General features: G+C 28.1%; 11 protein-coding genes and 1 other RNA gene. All 12 read right to left on the bottom strand.

Going from position 1 to position 17562, the window contains the following annotated elements:
* Window positions 1–5 precede the first annotated feature (5 nt).
* Complete coding sequence (locus tag AC5LWZ_RS07115; RefSeq protein WP_493464184.1) at window positions 6–1940, bottom strand: peptidase U32 family protein; 1935 nt, start codon at window positions 1938–1940, stop codon at window positions 6–8.
* Window positions 1941–2051: 111 nt separating this feature from the next.
* Window positions 2052–2921 carry a protease HtpX gene (gene htpX / locus AC5LWZ_RS07110; protein ID WP_110447860.1) on the bottom strand — a complete coding sequence of 290 codons (870 nt, stop codon included), beginning with the start codon at window positions 2919–2921 and terminating at the stop codon, window positions 2052–2054.
* 600 nt (window positions 2922–3521) lie between these two features.
* Window positions 3522–7646, bottom strand: coding sequence for a bifunctional glycosyltransferase/CDP-glycerol:glycerophosphate glycerophosphotransferase (locus AC5LWZ_RS07105; RefSeq protein ID WP_493463352.1), 4125 nt, complete (start codon window positions 7644–7646; stop codon window positions 3522–3524).
* 67 nt (window positions 7647–7713) lie between these two features.
* Window positions 7714–8796 (bottom strand): stealth family protein, encoded by a 1083-nt coding sequence (locus AC5LWZ_RS07100; protein WP_493463351.1) that lies wholly within the window; start codon window positions 8794–8796, stop codon window positions 7714–7716.
* 34 nt (window positions 8797–8830) lie between these two features.
* Complete coding sequence (locus AC5LWZ_RS07095) at window positions 8831–10039, bottom strand: acyltransferase (protein ID WP_493463350.1); 1209 nt, start codon at window positions 10037–10039, stop codon at window positions 8831–8833.
* A 28-nt stretch (window positions 10040–10067) separates the two neighbouring features.
* On the bottom strand, window positions 10068–11261 hold the full coding sequence (locus tag AC5LWZ_RS07090; protein ID WP_493463349.1) for a capsule polysaccharide biogenesis protein: 1194 nt from the start codon (window positions 11259–11261) through the stop codon (window positions 10068–10070).
* A 369-nt stretch (window positions 11262–11630) separates the two neighbouring features.
* Entirely contained in the window at window positions 11631–13715 is a 2085-nt protein-coding gene (locus tag AC5LWZ_RS07085; RefSeq protein ID WP_493463348.1) for a capsule polysaccharide biogenesis protein, read from the bottom strand.
* Window positions 13716–13742: 27 nt separating this feature from the next.
* Complete coding sequence (locus AC5LWZ_RS07080) at window positions 13743–14402, bottom strand: ABC transporter ATP-binding protein (RefSeq protein ID WP_493463347.1); 660 nt, start codon at window positions 14400–14402, stop codon at window positions 13743–13745.
* Window positions 14402–15202 carry an ABC transporter permease gene (locus tag AC5LWZ_RS07075; RefSeq protein WP_493463346.1) on the bottom strand — a complete coding sequence of 267 codons (801 nt, stop codon included), beginning with the start codon at window positions 15200–15202 and terminating at the stop codon, window positions 14402–14404. Before AC5LWZ_RS07075 ends, AC5LWZ_RS07080 begins: the two co-directional genes overlap by 1 nt.
* The gene (locus AC5LWZ_RS07070) at window positions 15202–16068 is read right to left on the bottom strand and encodes a KpsE/RkpR family capsule polysaccharide export protein (protein WP_493463345.1); all 867 of its coding nucleotides are present in this window, start codon (window positions 16066–16068) and stop codon (window positions 15202–15204) included. Before AC5LWZ_RS07070 ends, AC5LWZ_RS07075 begins: the two co-directional genes overlap by 1 nt.
* 63 nt (window positions 16069–16131) lie before the next feature.
* On the bottom strand, window positions 16132–17253 hold the full coding sequence (locus AC5LWZ_RS07065; RefSeq protein ID WP_493463344.1) for a polysaccharide biosynthesis/export family protein: 1122 nt from the start codon (window positions 17251–17253) through the stop codon (window positions 16132–16134).
* A gap of 142 nt (window positions 17254–17395) precedes the next feature.
* Window positions 17396–17491, bottom strand: an RNA gene (gene ffs, locus AC5LWZ_RS07060) — signal recognition particle sRNA small type.
* Window positions 17492–17562: the final 71 nt, after the last annotated feature.

The raw sequence follows: 17562 nt of genomic DNA, 5'->3' as shown, positions 1-17562 counted from the left end.
TGTAATTATTTATTGGTCAATAAAATCAATTCACTTCCTGGTAATGGCATTTTTAAAATATGATTTTTGATTTTACCCCAAACTTGCATTTCACAGGCTTTACAATTAAATTTCAGTATTAATTCTTCATTATTATTTTGTACTAATTTCATTGGTGTTACTTTTGTTTTCACACCTTGAATACCTTTAGCTTGTTTAGGACATAAATTAAACGCAAATCTCAAACAATGTTTTGTAATCATTAATGGCGCATCATCTTTAACTTCATGTGCTTCAAAAGCACTTTCAATTAGTTTAACGCCATGCTGAGTATAAAATTCTCTAGCCTTATGATTATAAATATTTGCTAAGAAGCTTAAATGCTCTTCTGGATAAATTGGCGAAGGTTCCGTTTGTGGTTTACGTAACTTTCTTTGGTAATGAGTTAGCCGTTCCAATGTTAATTTATCAATAATATCTCGTCGTAATTGATTTAATTGGCTACTTGGAATAAAAAATATCTCGGTCAAATTAACCTCTAAATCAGTAAGGTAATATATCGTTTGACCAAGTTTTGATAAGCTATCTTTTATATTTTTGAGAGCTTTATCAGATTGTTCAGCTAATTCAAACTCACCTTTTAAAGCAATTTTTACACTACAGCCCTCTTCACTCGTTGCTATCAATTGAACAACATTTGATTGATTTATCAATTCAAATGCTACACCAATTCGACGATTACTCGATTCTTTTAATAAAACTTGTTGCCAATTATGATCTAGGTTACGGTTAATTTGATAAGGTAATTTTAAGGAATGAAATACCTTAGGTAATTCATTAGGAAACACTCGATAATGATTATTAGCAATTTTTTCAACTTTATCAGCCCTGAATCCTACGATTTCACGTTTTACCAAAACGTTTAATCCATCACCATTAGTTAAAACTTTTTCAGATTTAATATCAATTGCTTGGTTAGTAACTTTCGTCATCTCACCGATAGGTAAGCCAATAAATTTAGGTGAATCAAAAGCGCCAATATTGGATTGTCTACCCCGAACAAAATAATCAGTAGCACCTCGATGAAATGTTTTATTTGGGTCTGGAGTGAATGAGTGTTGAGTTCTACCACTTGATGCACTTACAAAATCATCCGATTTTTCTAAAATTTCATCTAGTTTTTTACGGTAAAAAGCAGTTATATTTTTTACATAACTTAAATCTTTATAACGTCCTTCTATTTTAAATGACCTAACTCCAGCTTGTATCAATTCGATTAAGTTTTCGGATTGATTATTATCTTTCATTGATAAAAGATGTTTTTCATAAGCAATAACACGACCTTGATCATCCTTTAATGTAAATGGTAAACGGCATGCTTGCGAACAATCACCTCGATTTGCACTTCTGCCCGTTTGAGCATGAGAAATATAACATTGACCTGAAAATGCAACACATAAAGCACCATGAATAAAAAATTCTATATTGGCATCTATTTGTTGATAAATATTCGCTATTTCAGTTAAGTTTAATTCTCGAGCTAAAACTATTTGTGAAAAACCAACATCAGAAAGAAATTTAGCTTTTTCTGGGGTTCGAATATCCATTTGCGTGCTAGCATGTAAATCTATCGGCGGAATATCCATGGCTAATATGCCCATATCTTGAACAATTAAGGCATCAACTCCCGCATCATATAATTGCCAGATCAATTGCTGAGCCATCTCAAGTTCATTATCGTGCAAAATAGTATTTAATGTGACAAAAACTTTGGCATAAAAACGATGCGCAAACTCAACTAATTCGGCTATATCACTGACTGAATTACCGGCATTATGACGGGCACCGAAATGCGGGCCTCCAATATAAACTGCATCAGCTCCATGTAAGATTGCTTGTTTGGCAATGTCTATGTTTTTCGCAGGACTAAGTAATTCAAGTTTATTATTGTTGGTTTGCAGGTACATATTAAATCTCTAGGAATATTATCGATTGATAAAATAAATGGCAAATATTATTACTATTTGCCATTAAAGTTTCATTTGTTTATTAAACCAATATTTAAAGTTTAATTAACCAATAATTGATTGGTTTTTTAAAGCTTCAATTCGTTTTTCTAAAGGTGGATGTGATAAGAATAGTTGCGAAAGTCTGGCTTTCTTCTCACCATTAATGCAAAAAGCTAAAATTGACGCTTCTTCATTTGGTTCATGGCTTACTTTTAGTTTTTCTAATGCGGCAATCATTTTTGCAGAACCTACCAATTTTGCAGAACCTGCATCGGCATGAAATTCGCGGTAACGCGAGAACCACATGGCAACCATACTTGCTAAGATTCCAAAGATAGTTTCGAATATCATTGCTATTACATAATAGGCTATATCTGCTAATGCTTCACTACGATCTTCAATCACTTTAGCAAACATTGACGCTATAATCCGTGAAATAAAGATAACAAAGGTATTTAATACACCTTGTAGTAGTGCCATGGTCACCATATCACCATTTGCTACGTGACTCATTTCATGACCAATTACCGCTTCTGCTTCATCTTGAGTCATTGCTGATAATAATCCAGTACTTACCGCAACTAAAGAACGGTTTTTGGTCGCCCCTGTTGCAAAAGCATTAATATCATCTGCTTCATAAATAGCTACCGCCGGCATCTTTAATTTAAGTTGATCTGATTGGCGACGCACTACATCAAGTAACCACTGTTCTTGATCATTACGAGGCTCTTTGATCACTTCACCGCCAACAGAACGTAATGCCGTTCGTTTAGATAAAAGAAGAGAAATAAATGAACCACCAAAACCAAAAATAGCGGCAAAAATAAGTAATCCTAAGGTACTATGGGCGTTAACCCCTAAAATACTCAGAATTATACCAAATACAAACATAACCGCTAAGTTAGTTAGAAGAAATAATCCAACTCGCATCATATACAAATTCCTTATTACTATACTTAATATAAATAATTTTATTTAAAAAACTAAATAAAATTTGATATATTTTCGCAAAAATGCTGTTTTACTACAACCTGTTTTAATTTCCAAATTTATTATTTTATTATTTTATTATTTAAATTAATTATGATTATTGAAACTTCTAATTTTTTAAAATTTATTAGGATGAATCGCAAAGTATTCTATTTGGATTAACTCATTGTAATAATTTAAATCAGTCTTAATTGATGAAAAATAACTTTTTATTCTTTACAGCTCTTGAAAACTATTAGGATGATATAGGTTTGTAGTGTAATCATAATTCAAACATTGTTATATTTTAATTAGAGGAAAAATGAAACAAACTATATGAAATGCTTCATTTTCAATGATTATAGTCATTTGCATTTTTATAGAAATTTATGGCTTGAATTTGCATTACAAAAAAGCCAGATTTGATTTTTTTGTATGGAAATATACATTGTTCAATGTTTTAACGAAAAATCAATATTATTGAAAAAAATTAATTAATATTAAATTTATCTTATTATTTGTTGACAACCTATCTATTAATAAATAGGTTGTCACTTTTAAAATTTATCTTTTATCTGCGAATTCAACAATCTTATCTAAATTTGCTATTTCGTTATTAACAGACATAGTTAATGCTTCAATATAATCAGATAAAACTGATGGCGTCATTAACTGATAATTATTATTAAATAGCTTATTCAATAAATTAATAACCTTTTGATAGTTTTTTTGTGCAAGAGCCAATTTTACTCTTTGTATATTACACTCCATATCATTAGGTGTATGTTTTTCAAAATCCTCTAATAATTTATTCATTTTTTCAAATTTTTCAATTTCAAGGAATATATCAGCTAAAATTAATTGTGGTTTGTATTTTCTCAGAAAATATTTACAATTATTAGCAGTTATAAAAGGATTAAGCAGAGTAACAGCTTCGTCCCATTTTTGTTGTGTCATATATACAAGTGCATTTAATACATCTATTTCTTTTTGCTCAAAAACATGTTTATTTAAAAAATCAGTTTTAATTTTAATTGCACATGATGAATTATGTGTAACATAACAGCAAATTAACAAATAGAAGAAATCTATTGCTTTTTTATCTGTTACTCTTTTCCAGTATTGAAAAGCGTCACTCCATTTTTCTTGAGTCATTAAAAGGAATGCCTTAGTTTTAGCATCTTTAATGTCTTCAATTTTAACTTTAACATTATCAAAAAATAAGGATGGTGTAAATTTTCTATAACTTGCTTCAGCTAACATTTGTTGCGCAACAACTCCCCATTCATTTTGCATCTTCAACAATATATTTGAACAGGTTATAATTTCTTCCCAATTTGCAGACATTTTTAACGCTTCAACATAAACATTTAAGGCAGAAATAGGACTTATCATAAAATTATTGTTAAATGTTTTTTTAAAATAATTTAGCACATTAGAATAATCTTTTTTCAATAAAGATAACTTAATTTTCTGCAATTCAAATTCAAAGTTGTTGGTTTTATGTTTTTCAAAATTAACTAATTGTGTTTGACATTTATCAGGTTCATTATTTTTTCTATATACGTCTGCCAGAATTAACTCAGGAAAAAACTTTTTCAGAAAATGTTCATTCACATTACTTTTAAGTAAAATATTCAATTGCTCTATAGAATTATTCCAATTTTTCTCGGCTGCTGATATTAATGCATTAATCAATAATGACATTTTTTGATCATAATCTGAGCATTGCGAAAACTCATTTTGAATTTTAACAATATAATCATTATTATTGGTTATGTGCTGACAACAAACTAACTGGAAAAAAAGTTTTGTACTTGAATTTTCATTTACTCTATTCCAACTATCATAAGCTTTCTCCCATTGTTCTAATCCCATATAAACAAATGCTTTGACTTTATCATTTTTAATATTTTTAATATCAGTTGGAAATATTGAGGGATTTCGTTGATAATAACTTGCCTCAGCCAAAATAAGGTTGGCTATATCTTCTTGTGTTTTATCAATAGATAATAATCTTTTTGCGCGGTTTATTGCTATAGGCCAGTTTAGTTCCTCATACGATCTTAGTAGGAAATCAGCTAATATTGTAAAATCTACTTCTTCTGAAGTTTCATTAGGTTTATCTAAATCTTTAATTGCTTCGAAAGTCCTTTCACAACATTTACCATCCCGGTAAGGATAAACATTTTTTATTCTCGAAAAATATGGTTCTTTAATAGCAAAATTATTTTTAACAATATCTTTCAAAGCTTTATTCAAATCTTTTTCTGTTGTAACAACAGGACCAAAAGCGTGTTGTCTATAGTCAAAATAACCTTTTGAAAAGGTGTGTTTTCCTAAAAAAAATTCATCCTCATCAAATTGATAATAAAGGACCTGTTTTTCTAGATAGGCCATTTCGAATGCTACTGATGAATAGTCAGTTATTAAGAGTGTTGCTTTCAAAAATAGTTCTTGAATACTATAGCTTTTAGAATGCCATTGATCAATATATGAAGGTATTTCAAACTCATCTATATAGGGTTCTATATTTTTATGTAGCGCAAAAATAATTTTCACACCACTATTTGTTATTTTTTTTAACTCTTTACTATGTAAAAAACTTTTCCAATGGGTAGCATAATCAGTTAACATAAAGTCAGGGTTTCTATCACGCTCGGAACGATCAGTTTTTGCTTTAGGTAAGAGTGAGTCACGCCATGTAGGCATTATTAAAATTGTTTTTTGATTTGATTCAAATTTGTTTTTTTGTTGCAATAAAACATCATGCCTAGGGAAACCTGTTAATTTTACTTCTTTACTTGTTAAATAATATTTATCATCAAATGCAATTGAATTAAACTCCGGTTTAGTACTTGTTACCATAATACTAATATTTTTTTTGGTATTAATCCAATTTGATAAATCGTCTTTGGTTACCCCATGTTGTAAGAACACAAATTGTTGTTTTAACATTGAACCATCAGGAAAATAATCATTAATATATTTATCAATATGACTACTAATTACTTTCGATGCAGTTTTTAATAATCTTTTATGTTCAAATGACCCAAAATTTAATAAGTTAAAATTGTCTTTTTTCAGACGATTCCAATCATGAGATTTATTTGATAATACAAAATATATATCTTGCTCAGGATGTTCTGTTCTAATATATCTATACAAATGCTCAGCATTATCATCAGCGACAGAGTCTCTATCCATAAGGATCCAATGATCTCTTTTATTTTTTTGAATAAACTTAGATAAATATTGCTTCATTTTTTCATGATTAACCCCGTTATAAAAAAAGGTATCTTTGATATAAATTTTTGAGTGTCTGCCATTAGATTTAATTTCTAATAAATTAAATTTATCAGGTAATGGAACCCATAATTTATACGTTGTTACAAAATATTTATCTCCAAAAGTGTGTTTTTTCTTTGTTTGATATTTGGGAATTGTATCTTTATTATCAAATAATATAGTAATATTGCTATCATTATAACTATGATATGAAATTAGTATCTCTTTTTTAATATGGTCATATTTTTCAATATATGCAATCTGATTTATATCTGTTATACCTTTAAAAGCTCCTAATAACCCTACTTTAAACAAAAACCATATTCCAGCTAATTCAAAACTCATAATTATTTCTTTATCTATATAAGATAAAATCTTTTCAGCATTTTCATAAAATTTTATTTTTTCTTCAGCATTTAAAATATTCAATGGGTTAGGATTGTTTAACAAACGTTTACAAATCCAAGCGAAATCATATAAAGCCTGTCTTTGAATGAAATCTGGTATTTGTTGCATTTTTTCTTTGTAAAATTTCAAAACAAATATTGGACCTCGTTCTAAAGCATCTAAAAATTTTCGTTTATCGTTCCAAGATGTATCTAAAGTTGAGGAGTTATCTTCTCTTTTTCTATAATAATATTTAGCGGCTGGTAAAAAAGCCACTTTTAACGATTTAATATAATATATGTATTCGGATGCAAAACGAGCATCTTCAAATGAAGGTCTCAGTCTTGTATCAAAGAATAGATCATTCTCAAGGATTATATTTGTAGAAAATACTCCTGAATTAACCGACATTACGATATTTTTACCAAAATCAAAATTTGATACATAATTGATTCCATTAGCAAAACGATATTTTAACGGATGAGTATCACTATATTGATTCAAATTTTCATTATAAAAAATAAAATTACAACTGATTAAACCAATATCTTTTTCATTTTTATCAATTATTTTTGCAACTTCTTCAAAATAATTTAAACTAATAAAATCATCAGGATCAATGAAACTTACCCATTTGGTTTTAACATAATCCATACCATAATTACGTGCAGATGCTTGTCCACCATTTTCTTTATGAATATAAGTAATATTATTTGGATATTTTTTTAACCATTTTTTGATAATTTGTTCGGAATTATCTTGAGAATCATCGTCAACTAGAATTAAATGTATATGCTCACTAAATCCAATGGTTTGATTGACTAAGGTTTTAAAATAATCATCTAAATATCTTTCAACACCATAAACAGCTGATACTACAGAAAACTTTTGTTTGGTCTTGTATTTTATTGATGGAGAATGCTTTAATATTACATTTCTTCGTTTTTCATACATATCGGAAAAAAAGAGTTTAGGATTTCTTTTTAATTTATTCCATTTTTTTCTTATTGACATAATGTGTTAAAACCTATAAATCATGAAATTATTAGATTAAAGAAAATTTTAATCTATTGTTATTTAATTATCGATAAAATCCATCAAGAAACTTTAATAAGTTATCCCTGTAGTTTATCCCGTTAATATTTTCTGATGAAAAATCATTTGCACAAAAAGAGTGAGGTAATGACTTAAATTTGTTATTGAGAAAAGTATAATGCGTTTTAGCTGAAGCTGAACGAATATTAAAATAGTAACAAATATCACGTGATAATTTGGATTTACCATCTAGATATATCATCCAAGGAACTAGAAAAGTTGCCAGGTTAAGATCATTTTCATTTCTAAACCGATTAGAAAGGAACTTCTCAATTTCATTTGAAAACAATGACCATGCTAACTCAAAATATGTTTTTTTTAATGGCACGTAAGTATGAGCTAAAGTTTTATTTATTTTTTTGTTATACTTTCTAAATAGTAATAACCTACAATTTAAACTAGCAGATAAAGTTGGTGTATTTATTCCTTTTTGAATCATTTGCTCCAGATTCTTTCTATTTAAAAATAGAGATGACAAATTATTACCACTCAGAAAATGTGTTTTAGGTAGATATCTAGCTACAAAAACATCATCATTAAAATAAATAAAATTTTCAGATAGTCCTGGAATATTATGTAAATGAGCTTCAATTACATGAGAATTAAATGTCGGAAGATATTTACTATTTATTATTTGTTTGTGATCAATTATTTTAACTTTATTAGATAACGGAAATTCTGGGATTTGATTATCTGTAACTAAAAATATTGAATTTACCCAAGGTATGTGAGATTCAATGCTTTTTATTACATAATATAATTCACCATGATTTTCAAACCTTGAACTATCAATGGATAAACGATTAAGCTCAATTTTATTATGAGCTTTATAATATTCTAGTTTTTTTACCCAATTTGGATCATTATTATTAACCCAAGTAATAACTACATCAATAGTTTCTGAAGATTGATTTTCATAAATGTTATATAACCTAAAATCATCCGTAATCAATATATTTTCATGGATAACATTGTGACCTTGCTCATCAAATGATAAAGGATATTTTTTTATAAAATAGTCCCTAAAAAATATACCTGGATTTCTTATAAACTTATTGAATTTACTCATACTATCAAATTAACATTTACTCATAATACAAAACTTATTTTAATTTTTTACTTACTTTCTCAAAATAAACAGAGTGTTTAACACAATATAACTTTAAAATAATTTCTGAATCTTGATAAACTGACTCTTTCAAATTTTCAATTTTTAGATCACTGTAATATTCCAATTCGTTAAAGGTTGACTTCACCCCTAGTTTATAAATACCATCAGGAATATCATCAATTAATAAACCTTCATTTTTAAATGTAAACATTCCAGCTTTATCATAACTAATATAATCTCCATTAAATAATTTCCGACTAATATTTGGATCTGAAAATTTTGCTAACTGTTTTTGATAATATGAATTCTCTTGACTAAATAATAAGAAGTTTTTTATACAAGGAGTATAATCAGGGCAAGGGATGCCAATAATAGCAGCGATACCTGTTAAATAGAGTTTATTATTTTTTAAGAAGATGTTATACAATTCAACATAATGATGACATTTTTTTTCATCAATAGAATCTCTTATAGGTGAGAGTTTATAGATATTATGAAATACTCCTTGACCTACATATATTGGCTTATTTTTAATTGTCTTATTCCAATAACGCTTTTGCGCTTTTATTTGACTAGCATGTGTTCTAATCCAGGGCTCAGTTAACATGATATTTTGCCGTTCCCAAGCAATATCTTTTTTAGTGGTCCTAGCAGGAGTTCCAACAATTACACAGTTGTTTGGATATTTTCCTTTTACAACGCTGGCAAAACCAATTACAGAACCTTCACCTATTTGACTCCCAGATAAAACGACAGAATTAAAAGCAAACCATACATGCTCACCTATAATAATATCTTTTGATTTATTTACTCGATCTCCTGAATTAACATCATAAATTGCATGAGCATCATCCGAACGAATTTGATTACCTGTTGCGAACATGCAGTCATCTCCAACTACAATTTTCGTTTTTTCTGCTGATGTTATATATATTTTATTAGTACAAGTTACATTATCGCCAATGTTAATATTACAACAATAACCAGCTCTTATTTGTCCTGACAAGTTTCCATTTTCACCAATTATAATAACTGCATTATGTGATGGAAAATCAAAATTAAGATTACGAATTTTACTTGTATCTGCAATGATTAATTTATTGTTTCCGCCAACAAAATTCACTGTAACATTATGTAAATTTTTAGGCGCGAAAACCAAATTTCCATTATTGTCTGAATAATTTCCAGTTATATTTGTCACTCTCGTTTTCCCTATAATATTTTTTAGATTAATTAATGTTTAATCGAAAATCACGATAATACACAGATCCCTTTATTTGAGATTTAGAGCATAGATAACTACGATATCTTTCAAATAATTCAACATCAGGCTTTTCCCCTTCTTTCCAAAAACGGTCTAGTCCCTTTTGAAAAGTTAATCCTTTAATATCATAATGAGCATTACCTAATGCTACTACTGGTAACCCATGAATAAGAGCAGAAAGCCCGCAAGTACTATTTACAGTAACTAATCCTTTCGCTTTTCTTAATAATATTGGCATAGGAACACCATGTATATATATCACTCTTTCAGTAACACCATAACGATGGGCTAACTTTTTAATCAAATGACTATAATTGTTAAAACCTTCATCCATTGGATGATGTTTAATTAATAGATAGCTTTTATCATCAGCAAATAATGAAAATGAGCGAATTACTCTAAAAATATATGATTTCATAGAATGGTAATTACTATGAACTTGAATTTGAAAATCTTGATTACACTGTAATGGGAAAATATAAAATGGTTTATATTCATTATTAATTATATTCTTTATGAATTTAGGCTGAATTAACTTGGCTTTGATTTTTCTTATCAAAGCTAAGCTCCATTTTGAAGCATAAAAAAATAATGAAGTTTTTCTATGATGTATATAGTTAGAATATTTGTTTCTTTTTAAAAACATAAATAAATAATAGACAATACTATAATAAATCATCGAATAATAATGAGATTTTTCTTTATTTTCATCAATTGGTATGATTTCAACATTCTGATAAAAATCGTGATTCTTAGGAATTAGAGAAAAACCATTAACCCCATCCTTTTCAAAAGTAATGTAATGAGGTCTTAAATAACCTTCCTCAAAAACCCAAAATGACAAATCGGTTCTAGAATCAACTAGTGTTTTGGCAATTTTATGGTAAATCCTACAATCGCCAAAAACAACAATAGCATCAATATGATTTTTTAAAATATAGGACTCAAGAAACTGACGGAATAAACTAACGTTATCATTGAAAGAAACACTGTTACGAGGATAAAATTTTTCATCACCCCCATTAAAATTGATTTTGTGGACATTACAACCTGATTCTTCTAACCATATAGCAACATTCCTAAAAAATGGACCTATTGGGCCTTGTAAAAGTAATATATTTTTTCTAGGGTTTACTAGTTCGTAAAAATAGTGATTCATTGACTTATTAACATTAAAAATTACTAATAAAACTAATGGTTTCTATTTATATAGAAGAATTTTAAAAGTAGTTAATGTTTTCCTTTATATTTTTTAACAAAATTCCCTTTTCTAAGCAATGCTTAATTGAATCTAGAACTTTGAATAAATGAGTTAATTTGTTGACTTATAAAACTGTGTAAAACTAGCATTAACAAAATTATTTTTGTATATAATATGCTAATTCTTTTTATGTATGTATTACGTAAAATGATATCGGATTATGATAATTGATTATTAATTTATTGTAAACATCATCAATGTATATAGTTAGAGTTTTGTTATGTATTTTTTAACAAAATTAAATGGTATTTGAGCTAATATAAATTATTATATCTTAAATTTTTGTATTTTTAATTTATATATTAGTAAAGCAATTTGTTTTAATTTATTAACTTGTTTTTTCAGCCAATTCTGTTTAATTAAACGTTTATTTATTATTTTTTTAGTATTTAAATAATTTATTAATATTTCTGGTTCTGTAAATTCAAATGAATCGGGATGGATATAAACCGCATACTCATACATAACGATATAAATTAACTCATCAAGTGTTAACTTTCTAACTCTTCTGGAAACAGGATATTTATCAATAGTTAGTCCCCAGCTTGAATAAAATGGTTGACCGTAACATATCACTTTTTTACCACGAATTAGTGCTTCAAAGCCAGCTAAAGACGTCATTGTATGAATTTCATCTATTTGTTCTATACAATCAATGATATCTACAAATTCGATAATTTTATCAACATACTTATTAATTTCAGTCGAATCTACCATACCTTTTCTATTGCCACTTAATACATCGGGATGTGGTTTATAAATTATATAGTCATTTGGGTTATTTTTTCTTACTATTTTTATTAGATCTATGTTGGTTTTGATAATAGGTGAACCGTACAGTATAGATGCATCATCTTCTACTTGACCAGGAATCAATATGACTTTTTTATCATTATCAGGTCTAATTTTCATATTTTGACCAACATTATATTTACCTAATCTAGTTTTAATAAGTAAATATCTAATGTTCTGTCCCTTTTGTATTTGTGCTTTAGTTAATTGTTTGTTAGCTAATAAAAACTCTAATTCACTAATATTATTAGAATTAAAATAAATACCCAATTCATCAATCACTAATGAATATGGCATATTAAGATTTGAGCCCAAACCTAAAGATCTTACAAAACCATCTTCCATTCTTATAGGATTCAAATCATTAATAAAAGAAAGCAATTTTTTTTTGCCTTGCCCCCATATTAATAATTTTTGATTTTGAATTTTCAATTTTTGATTTCTATCATTAACAATCTTAATAAATTGATTTATAGAATGATAACTAAGTTTTATTGAAGGTAACTGCAAATATGGTAGTAATACCCTTTTTTTCCAAAAAGAAAAACCAATTAGATTTATGGTTCCTCGCAGTTTATTATTAAGAAATTTTATTTTATTTAAATAATTAATAACATCAAATATTGTTCCTTGTTTACCTGTATATGGATTTATATAATTACAATATAATACATAAGCTGCAGTAAATAATTCTAGTATATTGGCATGAGTCCTTCTATCATTTCTTTTCAAATCGTTTATTTTTTCATTACGATCATCAGTCACTCCCCAACCTGCATACCAAGGTAATCCGAATGTTATAACTGGTTTACCTATTAAAAGAGCTTCAAATCCCATGTGAGATGTGACTACATATACTTTATCGACTTTTTTGAGTAATGAAATTGAATTAACATCTTCATTAAACAAAATTACGTTTGGTATAGATATGTTTGTTAAATAACCTTTTTTGTGCTTATTAATAACGTCTGTATGGGTTTTTACATATATGGTAGAATCAGGATTCTCTTTAATCGCGGTTTCAAGCATTATCGAAAAAGTTTCTTTGTTAGCGCCACCTAATTGAACTGCCATATCCCCTAGCGTTTGATCTACAACTAGTACCTTTTCATTTTTTTCTTTACTTAATTCATTAAATCCACAGAAATTAGCAGCATGATTATATTTTGTTAACTCAAAATTTTTAATTAATTCCATTGCTAGAACTGCATCTTTATTATGCTTTTTTAATAGAATTTTATTTTTAATTAAATTCTCAAGCTTTGAAGGTGTTCTTGAATCGTAATAGATACCAATTTCATCAGCAATAAGTGACAGAGGAGGATATCCATCTAAACCAAGACCAATTGAACGCAAAAAACCATCTTCAAGGGAAATAAATATTAAGGAATTTTTTTCAGCATAAGATCTAGCTTTAATAGTTGTTGGCCTATATCCCCAACCAGCTATAGCATCTGCTTTTATATTCTTATTTTTATAAAAGAATGTTAAGAGAGGAAAGAACTGATGGATATTTTTTATAGATAAAATTTTTTTTGAAAAGACAATCGTTTTCTTCATTCTAAACACAACGCAATAAAATAAATATTAAATAATTTTCTGTTGATTTTTGTGATATTGCAACGCTTTTTCAACAGTGTCAAATTGATACAAGCTACCTGCCTCCAATACCATTGCTTTATCACAATAATTTTTAATTGCATTCATGTTATGTGAAACTAATATGATTGCTCTATCTTTTTTATTTTCAAACAACTCTCTTTTACATTTTTCAGTAAATCTAGAATCTCCAACGGCAATAACTTCATCAATTAAATAACAATCAAATTCTATTGATAACGATAATGCAAAAGCCAATCGGGCTTTCATTCCTGAAGAATATTTTTTCACAGGTTCATATAAATAATCGCCTAATTCAGCAAAATCCTCAACATACTTTTGGGTCTTTTCTATAGAGACGCCATAGATTCGACAAATAAATTTTAAGTTATCCATTCCTGTTAAACTACCTTGAAATCCACCTGAAAAAGCCAATGGCCAGGAAATAGACATATTTCTTATTATTGAACCGGATGTAGGTTTTTCTATTTCACTGATAATTCTGATTAGGGTAGATTTACCAGCTCCGTTGCGACCTAAAATACCTATTTTATCTCCTTTTTTAAGAGAAAAAGATATATTTTTCAATACTTTTTTATAACCTTTCCTAGTATGATATTCTTTGCTGACATTATCAATAATTATCATTAATTATTCTCTAGTATGTATGACTCATTATTTTTCACCATGGTCAATCCCATAAAAAATAAAATAATATTACATAAAATTAGGTAGTTAACATCATAATGAGTAGTTACAGATGAACCAAAGTAACCATGCCGAAACATTTCGGTACCATGTATGGGAGGTATAAATAGTAATAGTTTTTGTATGTTTTGTGGAAAAGTATCAACCCAAAAAAATGCACCTGATATAGGCATAAACAAAAAACTTAAAGGTACCCACATTTTACTAAAAACTTCATATTTAGTTGATAATACAAAAATAATTAATCCCAAACCAACTGAAAACCAGCACATCAAACCCCAAGCACATAACATATTAAACGAATCATATGGAATAGCAATTAATCCAAGAAAAATAAAAATTAATATGACAAATACTTGAGCTGCAGTCGCGCCCATCATTTCTAGCAATATGCGCGCAAAAACTAAATCTAAAATTCTAATATTACGATGATATAGTAAAGCTAAATTTGCACTAACAGCTTTTGTTGCTCTTGATGTAGCGTTTCGCCACATCATTACCATTGGGTAGCCTGTTAATACAAATGCAATAATGTTTAAATTTGATAAAGAGTTTATTCTAAAAAAAAACCACATCATGCTTATCAGCAAAGTAAAGGACATCGGTTCAAAAAACAACCAAAGAAAACCTATATTATTACGACCATAACGTGTAATAATTTCTCTTAAAATTAAGGCTTTCAATATTCTAATTTGTATTCTAAACGAATACATGAATGAATTTTTAGATAAATTAGTCATTAATCTTTATGCTCTCTTATACCTGCGAAAAGTAAGTTAAGTATGCCATAGATTAATAAAGTAATTATAAAAGTTGAAATAATATTGTAAATTCTTGAAGGTTTAAAAGAGGCATCTGATAAACTTGGTTGCTCAATCCGCTCTAGATAAAGTTGCTTTTTAGTTATTTCTACTTGAGCATTTCGTAATGATAAAGTGGCAGCTTCAAATTGCTGTTTAGCTACTGTATTATTGATTAATATTTGTTGGTATTCAGCTAAATTAGCGTCAGTATTCTTGTTCTTTTGGAATTCAGCTAATGCTTGAGCTTCTTTTTTCATTTGTAGCTCAGCATTTTTTAATTCAGCTAATGATGCAGTAATAAGATCCTGTTTAGCTCTTAAATTTATTTGATTTACAAAACCTTCAGCTTGTTTTAATAATTGCTCGTTAATTGCAAATGCGTCTCTTGCATCAAAAGCATTTACACTTATTGTCGCAATACCAGTAGCGCTATCAAAATTGACACTTATCATGTCATTCATATATCTATAAAAATATTCCTTTTTATTATAAAAATCGAGATTAAATCCATTAAAACGAGATATTACATCTCCTTTTTGGGTATACCAATTTTGTATTGGTAAAAATTTTTCAATAGATGATAGTGCATCTCTAGATTTAATATAAGACAAAATAACGTAAGAATCATCATTTGAACGTGATACACCGACTTTCGAAAAAAAACTACCTAAGCCACCCAAGGACGATTGGGTATCAGAAGAACGTATGATATACGTAGCTTCTGAAGTATAAATATTTTCGGCAACAAAACCAAAATAAACTATTGCTAACAAAGTAGGTAAAGTCACTATTAATTGTAACATCCAGTTTATTTTCATTTTAACTATTGCACTCATAATGTATCTCAGAAAATATTAATCAAAAAATTAGTCACTAACTTGGTTTACTTGATTAATAACCCCTACACTTGGAGTGAAAATTGCATATAAGAACTTTTGGAGTTCAATAATTGGAGCTGATGCAACATAAACAATATCATCATTTTGAATTTGAAAGTTTTTCATTATAAAAAAAGAATTAGGATTTGTTAGATCTATTTGATAAACCGTTGGAAAAGATTTTTCTTCATTATCATCTTTATGCCTAAAAACGAATACACCTCGAGCATCAGATTGGTTATCACGTAAACCACCAATACGAGCTAAAGCTTGAGATAAATTGATTCCATTTGCTTCAAATCGAACTTCTTTAGTTGCGCCCGTAGCACCCATTGAAATAAAAGAACTAGGTTTATTTATTAATGTAATTACATCATTATTTTGAAGTTTTATATTAAATTTTGGATTAGATAAAACTAAACTTAATGGAATCTTGTTAACTTTATTATTTCTAGTAATTTGAATTAAAGTATCTTTAATATCATACATATTACTGCCTAACATCGTAACAGCATCAAGTAGTTGTTCTTGTTTAGCAGTTAATGGCATTTTACCACTGAACTGATCTCCAATGATTATAACATTTGATGATTTTTTCTCTACAACCGTAACTATTACTTGAGGTCTATTTGCTATACCTGATAGTTTATCTGTTATTTCTTTTTTTATTTGTATTGGATTTTTATTGACAACTGTTATCTCACCAATAAATGGTAAAGAAATAAGACCTTTAGAGTCAACAATAACTGAAGGTAACTCAGTAAATCCTGTTTTAGGCGCATTGGTATCGCTGGAGCTATTAAATAGTATTGCAGGAGGTGTTTCAATAATTGAAATTTTTAAAGTATCACCTTTTCCTATATTATCAGCTTTGAAATTTATATTATTTGTTTCAAATATTATTTTGGCAGGGTTAGTATTACTATTTTTTATTGATTCATCGGAAGTGTTTAAGTTGACTATTCTTACACTATTATAAACTTTATCAAATTCAGTATTTTGCTGTTCTATTTTCTTTATAGATGAAAAACTGGGTCCAGCATGAGGTAATATTGAACAACCGTTTAAAAGCATTACTAATGTTATTGGTAAAAGAGATGGTAATTTCAAAGTGAATTTTCCTTTTCATCAATTTTTTTATATTATAGTTCTTTTTTCAGAGAACTATAAAGTTATTTAATTATTTTTTATAGTAATTCTATGTTTGATCAATAAAGTTTGACAAACTTCTATACGAAAATTCTGGAGGAGACCCTATCAGCCACATCCCACACACATATTTTTTACTTTGGCTGCTTCCTTCCGGACCTGACCTGATGAGCAAAAAAATGTTGCAAGAGGACCCATAGAGCCTCCATTGAGGAGGTGTATTATGCTTGATTCAGCAATTAATTACAATAATTTTTTACAAAAAAGTAA

The sequence above is a fragment of the Gilliamella sp. LMG 34362 genome (assembly GCF_984569125.1).
This window is presented reverse-complemented; position numbering and strand designations above follow the sequence as displayed.

Coding starts and splice junctions, on each gene's coding strand:
- AC5LWZ_RS07105 (WP_493463352.1), bottom strand. CDS start 7,646: ATGTCAATAAGAAAAAAATGGAATAAATTAAAAAGAAATCCTAAACTC.
- AC5LWZ_RS07070 (WP_493463345.1), bottom strand. CDS start 16,068: ATGTTACAATTAATAGTGACTTTACCTACTTTGTTAGCAATAGTTTAT.
- htpX (WP_110447860.1), bottom strand. CDS start 2,921: ATGATGCGAGTTGGATTATTTCTTCTAACTAACTTAGCGGTTATGTTT.
- AC5LWZ_RS07100 (WP_493463351.1), bottom strand. CDS start 8,796: ATGAGTAAATTCAATAAGTTTATAAGAAATCCAGGTATATTTTTTAGG.
- AC5LWZ_RS07080 (WP_493463347.1), bottom strand. CDS start 14,402: ATGATAATTATTGATAATGTCAGCAAAGAATATCATACTAGGAAAGGT.
- AC5LWZ_RS07075 (WP_493463346.1), bottom strand. CDS start 15,202: ATGACTAATTTATCTAAAAATTCATTCATGTATTCGTTTAGAATACAA.
- AC5LWZ_RS07085 (WP_493463348.1), bottom strand. CDS start 13,715: ATGAAGAAAACGATTGTCTTTTCAAAAAAAATTTTATCTATAAAAAAT.
- AC5LWZ_RS07090 (WP_493463349.1), bottom strand. CDS start 11,261: ATGAATCACTATTTTTACGAACTAGTAAACCCTAGAAAAAATATATTA.